The 12,619-nt window shown below is 73.2% G+C and carries 14 protein-coding genes; 6 read left to right on the forward strand and 8 right to left on the reverse strand.

Annotated features, from left to right (window positions below):
* Positions 1 to 133: 133 nt before the first annotated feature.
* The 5 genes from ACSHWO_RS19580 to ACSHWO_RS19600 all read right to left on the reverse strand — a co-directional run bounded on the left by ACSHWO_RS19580 (position 134) and on the right by ACSHWO_RS19600 (position 3,915).
* A complete protein-coding gene (locus ACSHWO_RS19580; protein WP_438313414.1) occupies positions 134 to 847 on the reverse strand; it encodes a response regulator in 714 nt (237 codons plus the stop codon).
* Positions 844 to 2,112, reverse strand: coding sequence for a sensor histidine kinase (locus ACSHWO_RS19585; protein ID WP_438313416.1), 1,269 nt, complete (start codon positions 2,110 to 2,112; stop codon positions 844 to 846). Before ACSHWO_RS19585 ends, ACSHWO_RS19580 begins: the two co-directional genes overlap by 4 nt.
* Before the next feature lie 76 nt (positions 2,113 to 2,188).
* Entirely contained in the window at positions 2,189 to 2,575 is a 387-nt protein-coding gene (locus tag ACSHWO_RS19590; protein ID WP_438313418.1) for a hypothetical protein, read from the reverse strand.
* A 287-nt stretch (positions 2,576 to 2,862) separates the two neighbouring features.
* Entirely contained in the window at positions 2,863 to 3,060 is a 198-nt protein-coding gene (locus tag ACSHWO_RS19595) for a DUF397 domain-containing protein (protein ID WP_385806183.1), read from the reverse strand.
* A gap of 3 nt (positions 3,061 to 3,063) precedes the next feature.
* A complete protein-coding gene (locus ACSHWO_RS19600) occupies positions 3,064 to 3,915 on the reverse strand; it encodes a Scr1 family TA system antitoxin-like transcriptional regulator (RefSeq protein WP_385806181.1) in 852 nt (283 codons plus the stop codon).
* Positions 3,916 to 4,174: 259 nt separating this feature from the next.
* Here ACSHWO_RS19600 and ACSHWO_RS19605 point away from each other — a divergent pair, with 259 nt between their 5' ends.
* Together ACSHWO_RS19605 and ACSHWO_RS19610 are read left to right on the forward strand one after the other, a co-directional pair.
* Positions 4,175 to 4,603, forward strand: a complete 429-nt coding sequence (locus ACSHWO_RS19605; RefSeq protein ID WP_404241281.1) for an ATP-binding protein — start codon at positions 4,175 to 4,177, stop codon at positions 4,601 to 4,603.
* A 36-nt stretch (positions 4,604 to 4,639) separates the two neighbouring features.
* A complete protein-coding gene (locus tag ACSHWO_RS19610) occupies positions 4,640 to 5,089 on the forward strand; it encodes a hypothetical protein (RefSeq protein WP_438313421.1) in 450 nt (149 codons plus the stop codon).
* Between the two features lie 126 nt (positions 5,090 to 5,215).
* On the opposite strand, the gene ACSHWO_RS19615 is transcribed toward ACSHWO_RS19610, so the two are convergent.
* Positions 5,216 to 6,142, reverse strand: coding sequence for a cyclase family protein (locus ACSHWO_RS19615; RefSeq protein WP_438313423.1), 927 nt, complete (start codon positions 6,140 to 6,142; stop codon positions 5,216 to 5,218).
* Positions 6,143 to 6,250: 108 nt separating this feature from the next.
* Between ACSHWO_RS19615 and ACSHWO_RS19620 the strand changes: the two genes are divergently transcribed.
* Genes ACSHWO_RS19620 through ACSHWO_RS19630 form a run of 3 tightly spaced genes read left to right on the forward strand, consistent with a single transcriptional unit; the run spans position 6,251 to position 9,560 of the window.
* The gene (locus ACSHWO_RS19620) at positions 6,251 to 7,171 is read left to right on the forward strand and encodes an SDR family NAD(P)-dependent oxidoreductase (protein WP_361095642.1); all 921 of its coding nucleotides are present in this window, start codon (positions 6,251 to 6,253) and stop codon (positions 7,169 to 7,171) included.
* A gap of 15 nt (positions 7,172 to 7,186) precedes the next feature.
* Positions 7,187 to 8,488: an acyl-CoA dehydrogenase family protein gene (locus ACSHWO_RS19625; RefSeq protein ID WP_438313425.1), complete on the forward strand. Its 1,302-nt coding sequence runs from the start codon at positions 7,187 to 7,189 to the stop codon at positions 8,486 to 8,488.
* A 4-nt stretch (positions 8,489 to 8,492) separates the two neighbouring features.
* On the forward strand, positions 8,493 to 9,560 hold the full coding sequence (locus ACSHWO_RS19630; RefSeq protein WP_404241277.1) for a Zn-dependent alcohol dehydrogenase: 1,068 nt from the start codon (positions 8,493 to 8,495) through the stop codon (positions 9,558 to 9,560).
* A gap of 195 nt (positions 9,561 to 9,755) precedes the next feature.
* Here the strand turns inward: ACSHWO_RS19630 and ACSHWO_RS19635 are convergent, their stop codons facing one another.
* Entirely contained in the window at positions 9,756 to 10,388 is a 633-nt protein-coding gene (locus ACSHWO_RS19635) for a flavin reductase family protein (RefSeq protein WP_385806247.1), read from the reverse strand.
* Positions 10,389 to 10,712: 324 nt separating this feature from the next.
* Between ACSHWO_RS19635 and ACSHWO_RS19640 the strand changes: the two genes are divergently transcribed.
* Positions 10,713 to 11,510: a VOC family protein gene (locus ACSHWO_RS19640; RefSeq protein ID WP_438313427.1), complete on the forward strand. Its 798-nt coding sequence runs from the start codon at positions 10,713 to 10,715 to the stop codon at positions 11,508 to 11,510.
* Between the two features lie 26 nt (positions 11,511 to 11,536).
* Here the strand turns inward: ACSHWO_RS19640 and ACSHWO_RS19645 are convergent, their stop codons facing one another.
* Positions 11,537 to 12,397, reverse strand: a complete 861-nt coding sequence (locus ACSHWO_RS19645; protein ID WP_438313429.1) for an enoyl-CoA hydratase/isomerase family protein — start codon at positions 12,395 to 12,397, stop codon at positions 11,537 to 11,539.
* Positions 12,398 to 12,619: the final 222 nt, after the last annotated feature.

Raw genomic sequence — 12,619 nt, forward strand, 5'->3', positions numbered from 1 at the left:
GGGCAGGCCTTGACGAGTGCGGGTCGCGGGGGTGGCGGCTGCCGTGCCGCGCTCGGGGCGTGCGCGACTGTACGCCGCCACCCGCTGTACCGCATCCGGGCGCGCCCGGCCTCCGCCGACTGCCGGCCGGCCGTCACCCGGGCGGGCTGACGAGCCCCATCTCATAGGCCTTGATCACCAGTTGGACCCGGTCGCGGGCGTCCAGCTTCGTCAGCAGCCGCGCCACATGTGATTTGGCGGTGGCGATGGAGATGAAGAGGGTCTCCGCGATCTCACTGTTCGACAGTCCTCGTCCGACGAGTGTCAGGACTTCTTGCTCCCGCTCCGTGACGACCGGCACCCGTTCCGGGGCGGGCGCCGGGGCCGCGGCGAAGTCCGCTATCAGCCGCCGGGTGACGCCCGGTGCGAGCAGGGAGTCACCGGCGGCGACGACGCGGACGGCCGCCAGGATGTCGTCCAGCGCCATGTCCTTGACGGCGAAGCCGCTCGCGCCGGCGCGCAGCGCCCCGTAGACGTGGTCGTCCTCGTCGAAGGTGGTCAGGATGAGCACCCGGGCCCCGCCCGACGTCCCGCCCGAGGGGCCGCTCTCCGTCCCGCCGCGGCCGGGGCGCCCGCCGGGGCGGCCGGCGGTGATCCGGCGGGTGGCTTCGATGCCGTCCATCTCCGGCATCCGGATGTCCATCACCACCACGTCCGGGTCGAGCTCTGCGGTGAGCCGGACCGCCTCGGCGCCGTTCGCCGCCTCGCCGACGACCTCCATGTCCGGGGTGTCGGCCATCAGGACCCGCAGCCCCGACCGCACGAGCGGCTGGTCGTCGGCAAGCAGAACGCGGATGCTGCCGCTCATCGCTCCCCTTCCTTCACGTACTCGTCCCTGCGCTCGTCCGCACGGTCGCCCCCACGATGCTGCGGTTCGGCGGACTCGGGCTGCCCGGCCGGGTCGACGGGCAGGCCGGCCACCACCCGGAAGCCGCCCCCGGGTAGGGGCCCGGCCTCGAACCGGCCGCCGAGCAGGGCGGTGCGCTCCCGCATGCCGGTGATGCCGAATCCGCTGCCGGAGTGCGCCACCGCGGTCGCCCGTCCGTCGTCGGTGATCTCCAGGGCCAGCTCCCCGTCCCCGTACCCGACGGCCACCCGGCAGGTGGCCGCGCCGGCGTGTCGGACGACGTTCGTCAGGGACTCCTGGACGATCCGGAACGCTGCCAGCTCGATGTCCGGCGGCAGGGGCCGCCGCTCTCCCGACCGGACCACCTCGATCCGGACCCCGGTGTCGCTCCCGGTCGCGGCGGCGAGCTGCTCCAGCCCGTCGAGGCCGGGTGTGGGGGCCAGCGGTGCGGGTTCGCTGCGGCGCAGTGCCACCAGTGTGCGGCGCAGGCTCGCCAGGGTCTCCCGGCTGGTGGATTCGATGGCCTGTAGTGCCTCGCGGGCCTGTGCGGGCTGTTTGTCGATGACGCGGCTGCCGACGCCCGCCTGGATGGCGATGATGCCGATGCTGTGGGCGACCAGGTCGTGCAGTTCGCGGGCGATGCGCAGCCGCTCCTCGGCGAGGGCCTGTTCGGTGGCGCGGGCCTGCTCCTGCGCGGCGGACTCGCGGCTGCGCCGCATGGAGTCGCCTATCAGCCAGGCCAGTACGACGATCGGCAGCTGGCTCTGCGCGAGCACGAGGCCGGGTCCGCCGAGGACGGGCCGGGCGAGCTGCCCGAGCAGCACGGCCAGCACCGTGACGGCGACGGCGGTCAGTGCGACCCGCCGGGGCCGGGAGGAGGCGACACGTCCGAGCGCGACCGCGCCGGCCACCACCGGGACGAACGTCATCTGCGGCGTGTTCGTGACGAATATCAGCGCGCACGCGGTGACCAGCATCAGCGAAAGGGTGGCGACCGGTGCGCGCCGCACCAGGACCGCAGCGACCGCGAGCCCGATCACGATGAGCAGCGGGCCCGGTCCGAAGATCTGGTCGCCGACCCCGAGCGGTACGCGCAGCACTATGTTCGACAGCACGAGCGTGACCAGCCCGGCCCCGACCCAGAGCGCAGCCGTCTGCCACCGGTGCCCGGCCCCGGCCCCGACCTGCCGCGCACCGCCTTCTGCCTTCCCCCGTGAGGTTTCCATGCCTTGTACTTAATCACCGCTCCATGACGGGGACATCGGCCTGCGGGCTGCATCCCGAGGGCGGAGTGACTGCCGGTCAGCGGTGGGTGGGAGTCAGGGTGAGGTGGGCGACGGGTAGGACGCGCCACTCGGGCCGGCGCCCGTCGCGGAGCGCGATGCCGAAGCCGGCGGGCTCGCCGCGGTGCAGGGCGGCCAGCGCCTGGACCCGACCGCCGCCATCGGCCCAGGCGAGCGCGCGGTCGACCTCGGCGGGGGACAGGGCGAAGGGGTGCGTGGTCCGGATCTGCGTCCGGACCAGCCGGACCGCCCTCTCGGGTGTCTCCAGCATGGTCCGGTACAGCAGTTCGGGCAGCCGGTCCTGGCCGTCCCGGTAGCAGACGGCCTCGAACCAGTACCCGGTGTGGATCCCCGCCATGTAGTCCTGCGGCGTCCGGGACGAGTGGTCGTAGTGGATGCGGCACATGCGCGGTACTCCTGCCCGTGCGGAGGGTTACCCCCTCCGGGCCGGTGCGAGCAGCAGGGAGGGGGCAACGGTGCGCCCTCCCCGACTGGCGCAGGGTCGAGGAGGGTTGCGCGGCTCCGGGGCGGCCCGGGCCGCGCACGGCAGACGCTAACGCTGGCGACGGATGAGTATCAAGCGTTTGACGTCTAACGGGTGAGACTGGCACATGCCGCGGTGACGCGAGGGATGAAGGCCCGACCCCCTGGCCCGGGTGGGCGAGGGGGTCGGGGTGGTCGCGCTGTTCGGGCTCAGGCCAGGTCGTCGAACTCGCCGGCCGCGGCCCCGTCGATGAACGCCCGGAGCTTCGCCCGGGTGGTCCGGATGATGACACTGGGGTCATCGCTCTCGCGGATCAGGACCTCGCCGTTCTGTACTGCCACTTCGAGGCAGTTGGCAACGTCGTCCGACTTGGAGGACTTGCGCCACTTGATGTCCACAGCTCTCACGCCTCACGCTCGTTGTGTCATCCTGCGAATGAACTCGCGGGACTGTTCGGGGTCGTACGACCGTTCCTCGATCCGGTCCAGCGCTGCACGGCAGTTGGCCATTGGCAGCTCGGCATCAAGAAGCTCCGAGGATCTGGCGGTGTCGGTCTGCACCGTGTCGAGCTGGGGGACCCGTCCGTACGCGTAGACGGTCGAGACTCCGGCGTTCGGAAATCCCCCGGCCTCGAAGGGGATCACCCTGACCGTCACGTTCTCGCGCTCGGTCTGTTCCAGTAGGTAGCCGAGCTGATGGACGGCAACCTTCCGGCCGCCGAACTGGATGCGCAGGGCGGCCTCGTGGATCAGGAAAGTGCACTCTGGTAGATCCTTCCGGTCCAGTACATCGCGGCGTCGCATCCGAAAGGAGACCAGCCGGCGGAGGTTCGTCGGCGGCAAAGCGGGGACAGCCTCCGCGAAGACGGCGCGTGCGTAGTCCTCGGTCTGGAGGAGTCCTGGGATGTGCAGGATCTGCGACTGGCGGAACGCAACGGCGTGGTGCTCAAGTTCCGCGATGTCGAGTAGCCCGGCCGGCAGGTCGTCACGGTAGTCGTCCCACCAGCCGCGTACGCGTTCCGCGGCCATCGCGGCCAGAGCGTCGACGTACATCGCGTCCGGGCAGCCGTAGTGGTTCGCCCACGTCCGCACGCGCTCGCTGCTGACGCCGAATCTGCCCGCTTCGACATTGCTCATCGTCGTGCGGTCGGTGCTTAGCTGCGCTGCGGCTTCGGTGAGTGAAATCCCTGCCTTCTCACGGATCTTCCGAAGCTCGGAACCCAACCGACACTGCCGCGCGGTCGGGGCCTTCCTTGGCGGCATCGCCTTCCCCTTCTGTCGGGGGATCAGTCTGGCCTCAGGTCGACACGAGGTCCACTTACACCGCAAGTTACGGAAAGCCGTACAACGCGTTGTACGCAACCCGCTACAGTCGGTGGTGCACCGCTTCGTGCGTCAGGAGGTCGAAGTGCAGTCGCTGAAACGCGCCTTGACGCGGGGCGTTTCGCCCGGGGGCGGCCAAAGCCACGGCATTCAGCGCACGGCGGGGCGCGTGAACTCGTACCGCGTTGGGAGAAGCAGTATGAAGACGAGTGTCTTGGTCCCCGCCGAGCCTGCGGCGGAGGACGCACTCACCTACCGGATGGTGGCTCCGAGCCGCCCGGACACCCCCCGCATCGCCCGCGACTGGGTGGTGTCGGTCCTGCGCGGTACCGGACATCCGGAGCTCGCCGACCGGGCGCGGCTGTGCACCTCGGAGGTGGTGACCAACGCCCACCGGCACACGGACACGCGGGAGATCGCCGTGGAGGTGGTGTTGTCAGGAGGCCGCGTCACGGTGTCCGTGTACGACTCCGCGGCTGGGCACCGGCCGCCGGACGGGGACGGCGGCGGCCGCCCGGGTCTGCTCGACACGCACGGCCGCGGTCTCGCGCTCGTCGCGGCGTACGCCGACGGCTGGGACGTCAGCGCCCGGCCGGACCGCAAGGCGGTGTGGTTCCGGCTGGCGTGAGCTGCCGGGCGCGGATTCCTTCCCCGTGAGGTGGAGGTGGCCCGTACAGGGCTCGCCGCCAAGCCCGCCGCCGCAACCCGCGGCTGGCTGCGCTGGCTGGTGTCCTACCTGGAGGACAGCATGACGACGCAGCCCGACCACCGGGGCGAACTCGTTCCACGTCCCGAGCGCACGCCTGACGCCGTTCGCGTCGCCTTGGCCCGTATCGCCCCGCACCGCCTGGACGAGATGGAGAGGTGCGAGAACCGCGCCCTCGCCGCAGCCGTCAGCAGTGACAAGATCGGCCACCTCCAGCACTGGCTCACTCATTGGGCTGCCGAGGTGGAGATCGAGCGCCGGCCGGAGCTGGCCGCACGCCGCAGCCGCGCCCTGGCGGCCGTCCAGGGAACCGCCAGCCGCGATGACCCCGCTTTCAGACCGGCCGTGGACGAGCTCCGGGCTGTGGAGGACGAGGCCGCCCGGGCGGTGTCGGAGCGAGCTGTGTGACTAGCGCCAGATGTCTGGCGGAAGCGTCCCGGGCTGTTCGACCCGGCCCGTGAACTCGGGCCGGGCGTGGCGCGCGCGGCGCGGGAGGTGGGGCCTGCCCGCCCGGTCGGGGGCCTGCCCGCCCGGTCAGAGGACGGCCACCGGGGCGACCGGGGTGCCGACCGCGCCGACGAAGGGTTCCGGCATGGCGGAGAGCAGGAAGGCGTAGCGGCGCGTTTCTGCACAGGCTGTGGACAACGTCTCCAGATTCCAGTTCTGGCCCTGGTGCATGCCCATCTCGACCAGGTGCAGGGCGTGGACCGGCAGCCAGAGGTCCTCGATCTCCGGCGGGAAGACCTCGAAGGTCAGGGTGTCGTTGGCGACGGCCGCCACGTCACGGGCGTGGAACCACTCCGGGGTGCGGACGGACAGGCCGGGGGACGGGAAGCCGTAGCCGTGTCTGTCCCCGGCCAGGAAGACCTGGATCTGACCGGTGCGGACCAGGACGACGTCGCCCGCCCGGACGGTCGTCCCGCCGAACTCCTCCGCCTCCGCCAGGTCCTCCGGGGTCACCGCGTGGCCGCCCGGCAGCCGGTCCAGCCCCTTGGCTCGGGCCACGTCGAGCAGGACCCCGCGCGAGACGATCGGGGCGGCCTTGTCGATCCCGCTGAACGCGGCCCGCCCGTGCGCCGTGATGGTGCCGGCGGGGCGGCCGTTGTAGATGCGGCCGGAGTGGGAGACGTGGGTGAGGGCGTCCCAGTGGGTGCCCGCCTGGAGCCCCATGGTCACGGCGTCGTCGCTGCAGGCCACCGTGCCGGGGCCGAACAGCTCCTGGTTGATCTGCACCATCGTGTGCAGGGGGTTGATCCGCCCGGGGATCAGTCCGGCCTGGACGCCGTCCTCCTTGAGCGGGACCGCCAGCGGGATCCGGCGCCCCGTCCGCACCTCGGCGGCCGCGGCCCGGACCACCCCGTCGGTGATCAGGTTCAGGGTGCCGATCTCGTCGTCGGCGCCCCAGCGCCCCCAGTTGTTGACGCGCTTGGCGATCTCGTGGAACTCGGCGGGCAGGGCCACGGTCCATCAACTCCTCGGCCGTGATTGCGGCTGCGGCGGGCTTGTGCGGCGGCGTCCGACTGCCCATAAAATCTAACGGTCCGTCAGAAACCGCGGGAAGGGGTCGGCGTGGGGAACTTCTTGGCAGGCAAGGTCGTGGCGGTCACCGGCGCCGGGCGCGGCATCGGCCGCGCCGTCGCACTCGCCGCCGCGGCCGAGGGCGCCAGTGTCGTCGTCAACGACTACGGCGTCGGCATCGACGGCGGCGCACCGACCAGCGAGATAGCCGAGGCCGTCGTGAAGGAGATCCTCGCCGCGGGCGGCGAGGCCGTCGCCGTCGCCGACGACATCTCCACCATGGACGGCGGCCAGCGCGTCGTCGACACCGCGCTGACCCGGTACGGACGCATCGACGGCGTCGTCTGCGTCGCCGGCATCCTGCGCGAACGGATGCTGTTCAACATGTCCGAGGAGGAGTGGGACCCGGTCCTCGCCACCCACCTCAAGGGCACCTTCACCGTCTTCCGCGCCGCCTCCGCCGTGATGCGCCGCCAGGGCTGCGGCACCCTCATCGGCTTCACCAGCGGCAACCACCAGGGCTCCGTCTCCCAGGCCAACTACAGCGCGGCCAAGGGCGGCATCATCTCCCTCGTCCGCTCCGCCGCCCTCGGGCTGCACAAGTACGGCGTCACCGCCAACGCCGTCGCCCCCGTCGCCCGCACCCGCATGTCGGCGAACGTCCCCATGGAACTCAAGGAGATCGGCGAGCCCGAGGACGTCGCCGCCCTCGTCACCTACCTGCTCAGTGACAAGGCCGTCGCCCCCGGCGGCGAGCGCATCACCGGGCAGGTCTACACGGTCGCCGGCCCGAAGATCGCCGTCTGGGCCCAGCCGCGCGAACTGCGCGCCGGATACGCCGAAGGCCCCTGGACCCCCCAGAAGATCGCCGACTTCCTGCCCGGCACCGTCGGTACCGACCCGATGCCGATGCTCGCGCAGCTGGAGGCCATGGCCAGGGCGGCGGCCGCCAAGGACCGCCCCAACGCCTAGAAGGGGCGGCACACCGTGGACTTCAGCTTCGGCGCCGAGGACGAGGAGCTGCGCGGCCGTGCCCGGGCCTGGCTCACCGAGCACCTCACGGGCCCGTACGCGCAGGCCGCCGGACTCGGCGGGCCCGGCAGCGAGCACGAGGGAGTGGGGGTGCGCCGCGCTTGGGAACGCGAACTCGGCCGCGGCGGCTGGATCGGCCAGGGCTGGGACGCGCCGCCCGGGACGTACGGGCAGCAGCGGCTCTCGCTGACCGGGCAGGTGGTGTGGGCCGAGGAGTACGCCGCCTCGCGCGCCCCCGCCCGCGTCGGCCACATCGGCGAGAACCTCCTCGCCCCCACCCTCGTCGCGTACGGCAGCCGCGAGCAGCAGGACCGCTTCCTGCCCGGCATCGCCCGCGGCGAGGAGCTGTGGTGCCAGGGCTACAGCGAGCCCGGCGCCGGCTCCGACCTCGCGGGCGTACGGACGGCAGCGGTCCGCGACACCGCCGACGGGTCGTTCCGCGTCACCGGCCAGAAGACCTGGACCTCGATGGCCCGGGACGCCGACTGGTGCTTCGTCCTCGCCCGCACCGAGCCCGGCTCCCGGCGGCACCGGGGGCTGTCGTTCCTCCTGGTGCCGATGGACCAGCCGGGCCGGATCGAGGTGCGGCCGATCCGGCAGATGACCGGGACCTCCGAGTTCAACGAGGTCTTCTTCGACGGGGCGGTCGCCGCCGAGGTCGTCGGCGGAGAGGGCGACGGCTGGACCGTGGCCATGGGCCTGCTGGCACGGGAACGCGGGGTCTCCACCCTCGTCCAGCAGATCGGCTTCGCCGCGGAACTGGAGCGCGTCCTGGCCGCGTACGCCAGCGCACACGGCGCACACGATGCGCCCGGTGCGCCCGGTGCGCCCCGTGCCTTCGGCGCACCCGGCGCCGGGGACCCCGTACTGCGCGACCGGCTCGTCCGGCAGTGGGCCGAGCTGCGCACGATGCGCTGGAACGCCCTGCGCACGCTCGGCACCGCCGCCCCGGACGGCGGAGAAGGCGGAATCAGCGGCGACGGCGGTGGCGGCGATCCGGGTGCGCCCAGTGTCGCCAAGCTGCTGTGGGGCGGCTGGCACCGGCGGCTCGGCGAGCTGGCGGTGGCGGTCAGGGGCGCGGCCGCCACGGCCGGGCCCGCGGCCTGGGCGCCGGACCTGCCGTACGGACCCGGGCTCGACGAGGACCAGCGCCTGTTCCTGTTCACCCGCGCCGACACGATCTACGGCGGCTCGGACGAGATCCAGCGCAACATCATCGCCGAGCGGGTGCTCGGCCTGCCCAGAGAGGCGCGGTGAAGGTATGAGGGGCGTCGTGTTCGACGGCGAGCAGGCCCGGGTGGTGGACGATCTGGAGGTCCGCGGTCCGGGGCCGGGGGAGGTCCTGGTGGCCATAGCGGCGGCCGGGTTGTGCCACAGCGACCTGTCGGTGATCGACGGCACGATCCCGTTCCCCCCGCCGGTGGTGCTGGGGCACGAGGGGGCCGGGGTCGTCGAAGCGGTCGGGGCGGGGGTAACGCACGTGGCGCCCGGGGACCACGTGTCGCTGTCGACGCTCGCCAACTGCGGTGCTTGCGCCGACTGCGACCGGGGCCGGCCGACCATGTGCCGCAAGGCGATCGGAAGGCCGGGGCAGCCCTTCTCGCGCGGCGGGAAGCCGCTGTTCCAGTTCGCCTCGAACTCCGCGTTCGCCGAGCGCACGGTCGTCAAGGCCGTGCAGGCGGTGAAGATCCCCGACGACATCCCGATGGCATCGGCGGCCCTGATCGGCTGCGGCGTGCTGACCGGTGTCGGCGCGGTGCTGAACCGGGCGCGCGTCGACCGGGGCGAGTCGGTGGTCGTCATCGGCGCGGGCGGCATCGGGCTCAACGTGCTCCAGGGCGCGCGGATCGCGGGTGCGACGACCATCGTGGCGGTCGACGCGAACCCGGCCAAAGAGGCCGTGGCCCGGCAGTTCGGGGCCACGCACTTCGTCGACGCCTCGGCGGTCGCGAACGCGCCGGCGGCGGTGAAGGAGATCCTCCCGACCGGCACGGACCACGCCTTCGAGTGCGTCGGCAACGTCCGGCTGATCCGCCAGGCGATCGACCTGCTGGACCGGCACGGGCAGGCCGTGCTGCTGGGCGTGCCCGGTTTCGAGGAGGAGGCGTCCTTCCGGGTGTCGTCGATGTACCTCGACAAGACCGTGATGGGCTGCCGGTACGGGTCGTCGCGGCCGCAGCGGGACATCGCCCTGTACGCGGAGCTGTACCGCAAGGGGCAGCTGCTGCTCGACGAGCTGGTGACCGAGGTCTACCCGGTCGAGGACTTCGCGAAGGCGGCGGACGACGCGAAGCACGGGCGGGTGGCGCGGGGGGTGCTCACCTTCTGAGGCGGCGCACCGGCGCGCGGCGGGGCGGGCTGGTGCACGGGCTGGTGCGGGGCCGCTCCCGCGCTCCCGGGTGCCCGCCCGCGCGGCGCCGTCCGCGTACGCCCCTCCGGCGGGCCGGAGGGGCGTACGGCTGCCGGGACGCGCCCGGTGGCGGGGTGGGGGCGGGACAGGGAGGCGCTGGGCGGGGCCGGGGGCTCAGGCGTCGTCCGTGTCCGCGATCCGGCCGAAGCGGCCCCGGTGGAACAGCAGCGGCCCCTCGTCGCCGGCCGCGCTCAGTGCCTCCACCCGGCCGACCACGATCAGGTGGTCCCCGCCGGTGTGCACGGCGTGGATCCGGCAGTCGACCCAGGCGGACACCCCGTCGAGCAGCGGGGATCCGGTCGCGGGGGAGGGGGAGTGGGCGACCCCGGCGAACTTGTCGGCACCGCTGACCGCGAACCGGCGGCACAGCTCGCCCTGCCCGGCGCCCAGGATGTTGACGCAGAACACGCCCGCGCGGGCGATCCGCGGCCAGCTGGTCGACGTACGGCCCACCATGAAGACGACCAGCGGCGGGTCCAGCGACAGCGAGGCGAAGGACTGGCAGGCGAAGCCCGCCGGGCCGTCCTCCCCGTCGCCGGGCGGGGCGGTGACGACGGTGACACCGCTGGCGAAGTGCCCGAGCACGGCCCGGAACTCGGCGGGGCCGACGGGGGCGCGCTCGTCCTCGCCGACGGCCCGCAGGTCGGGACGGGGCAGAACGGAGGGCTCCGGCGCGTGTGCGGCGGAGCCGGGGCCGGAACCCGGTGCGCCGACTGACCTGAGGTATCGGACGACGGTGGCCGCCATCCCTGCGTGTCCCATCACCCTCCCGATTGAAACTGACGGCTCGTCAGATGGGAAGGCGTGTGCGCAGGCCGGTGCGGGTGGGCCTCGCGGCCCCTGGGGGCGTGCGGCGCCGGGGTTCCGCCGAACGGGTGAATCGGCCGGGGCGGTGCGCGCAGGCGGAGCGACCCCGCCGGGCGGGCTGGGCAAGGTGGCCCCGGACCGCATCCCCGGGCCCGTACACCGTCCGGCCCGTCGCGCACTCGCACCCGTACGCGTACCTGTACCCGCACCCGCACCCGCACCCGCACCCGCACCCGTAACCCTGGACCACTCGCAGGAGGAACCGTGCTCGGAACCGACTTCCGCAAGGGCTCGCCCAACTGGCTCGACCTCGGCAGCCCCGACACCGGAGCGGCCGCCGCCTTCTACGGCGCGGTCTTCGGCTGGACCCACCAGTCCGCCGGGCCCGACGCCGGTGGGTACGGGCTCCTCCAGCGCGACGGCAAGACCGTCGCCGGGCTCGGGCAGCTGACCCAGGAGGGCGCGAGGTCGGCCTGGATGGTCTACTTCATGACCCCGGACATCCGGGCCACCGTCGACGCGGTCAAGGCGGGCGGCGGGACGATCCGCACGGAGCCGGAGGACGCCATGGCGGAGGGCTGGCTCGCGCAGGCCACCGACCCGCAGGGCGCGGAGTTCGCACTGTGGCAGCCGGGGAAGACCGCCGGGTTCGAGGTGGCGTCCGCCGAGAACTCGCTGCTGTGGGCGGAGCTCCACGTCCCGGACCCCGCCGCGGCCTTCGCCTTCTACGGCGGGCTCTTCGGCTGGCGCGGCGAGGACATGCAGACGCCCGGGATGACGTACCGGGTGCTGAGCACCGAGGAGGGCGACCAGAAGGCGGCCTCGTTCGGCGGGATCGCCCCGATGGGCGACGGGGCGGGCGGCGAGAGCGGCGGGGAGCGGCCGCGCTGGGTGCCGTACTTCAATGTCGCGGACGCCGACGCGACCGAAGCGGCGGCGGTGAAGGCGGGCGGGACCGTGCTGATGCCGTCGACGGACGTGCCGGACGTCGGCCGGATCGCCTGGCTGGCGGACCCCTTCGGCGCGGTGTTCGCCCTGCTGAAGCCCAACCCGCAGATGTAGCCGGCGGCGCCCGTCGCCCCGTCCGGTCAGCGGCCCAGGTACTTGGGCGTGCGGCGCTCCACGAAGCTCGCCACGCCCTCCACGGCGTCGACCGTGGTCATGTTGATCTCCTGGGCGGCGGCCTCCGCGGCCAGGGCCGCCGCCCGGTCGCCGTCCAGGGAGGCGTTGACCAGCTGCTTGGCCAGCGCGAGCGCACGCGTCGGGCCCTGCGCCAGGCGCTCGGCCCACTCCCGCGCGCGGGCCTCCAGCTCCCCGTCGGGGACGACCCGGTTGACGAGGCCGAGCCGCTGGGCCTCGGCCGCCGCGACGGCGTCCCCGAAGAAGATCAGTTCCTTGGCCCGCTGCGGGCCGACCAGCCGGGGGAGCAGGTAGGCGCCGCCGCCGTCGGGGACCAGGCCGCGACGGACGAACACCTCGACGAAGCGGGCCGACTCGGCCGCCACGACCAGGTCGCAGGCGAGCGCGAGGTGCGCGCCGATGCCGGCCGCGGTGCCGTTGACGGCGGCGATGACCGGCTTCTCGCAGTCGAGCACGGCGGTGATCAGGCGCTGCGCGCCGAGCCGGATCATCCGGGCCACGTCGCCGGCGACGCGCTCGCCGCCGGTGGCGGGCGCGCCGCGCAGGTCGGCGCCCGCGCAGAAGCCCCTGCCGGTGGCGGTGAGGACGACGGCCCGGACGGCCGGGTCGGCGGAGGCCCCGGCGAGCAGTGCGATGATGCGTTCGCGCTGGTCCCAGGTCAGGGCGTTCATGGCTTCGGGGCGGTTGAGGGTGATCCACGAGACCCCGTTGTCAGTGCGGTGCTGTACCCATGTATCGAGGGGGCGCGTCGCCACTTCGGGTTCGGCTTCGGGTTCGGCTTCGGGTTCGGCTTGGGGGGAGTCGGTCATGGGGGAGCAGCTCCGGTTCGCTGTGTGGACGGGACGGGCCGCAGGGGCCGTACGGGCGGTCGTGCGGCTCACGCGCACGGTGCCCGACCTGCGCGTCGTACCACGGAACTCGCACGGCTTACGGGACCTGTACGGCTTACGGGACTCGCGCGGCTTAAGGGACTTGCGCGGCTTGCCGGGCTTGCGAGGCTCACGGGACGTGCAGCGCCTACGGGGCCCGGG

The organism is Streptomyces pallidus (ex Mingjun et al. 2026) (genome assembly GCF_051550185.1).
Classification (GTDB): domain Bacteria; phylum Actinomycetota; class Actinomycetes; order Streptomycetales; family Streptomycetaceae; genus Streptomyces.

Bases quoted from the DNA above. Each gene is read 5' to 3' on its own strand.
- ACSHWO_RS19580 (WP_438313414.1), bottom strand. From the start codon at position 847: ATGAGCGGCAGCATCCGCGTTCTGCTTGCCGACGACCAGCCGCTCGTG.
- ACSHWO_RS19585 (WP_438313416.1), bottom strand. From the start codon at position 2,112: ATGGAAACCTCACGGGGGAAGGCAGAAGGCGGTGCGCGGCAGGTCGGG.
- ACSHWO_RS19590 (WP_438313418.1), bottom strand. From the start codon at position 2,575: ATGTGCCGCATCCACTACGACCACTCGTCCCGGACGCCGCAGGACTAC.
- ACSHWO_RS19600 (WP_385806181.1), bottom strand. From the start codon at position 3,915: ATGCCGCCAAGGAAGGCCCCGACCGCGCGGCAGTGTCGGTTGGGTTCC.
- ACSHWO_RS19605 (WP_404241281.1), top strand. From the start codon at position 4,175: ATGAAGACGAGTGTCTTGGTCCCCGCCGAGCCTGCGGCGGAGGACGCA.
- ACSHWO_RS19630 (WP_404241277.1), top strand. From the start codon at position 8,493: ATGAGGGGCGTCGTGTTCGACGGCGAGCAGGCCCGGGTGGTGGACGAT.
- ACSHWO_RS19635 (WP_385806247.1), bottom strand. From the start codon at position 10,388: ATGGCGGCCACCGTCGTCCGATACCTCAGGTCAGTCGGCGCACCGGGT.
- ACSHWO_RS19645 (WP_438313429.1), bottom strand. From the start codon at position 12,397: ATGACCGACTCCCCCCAAGCCGAACCCGAAGCCGAACCCGAAGCCGAA.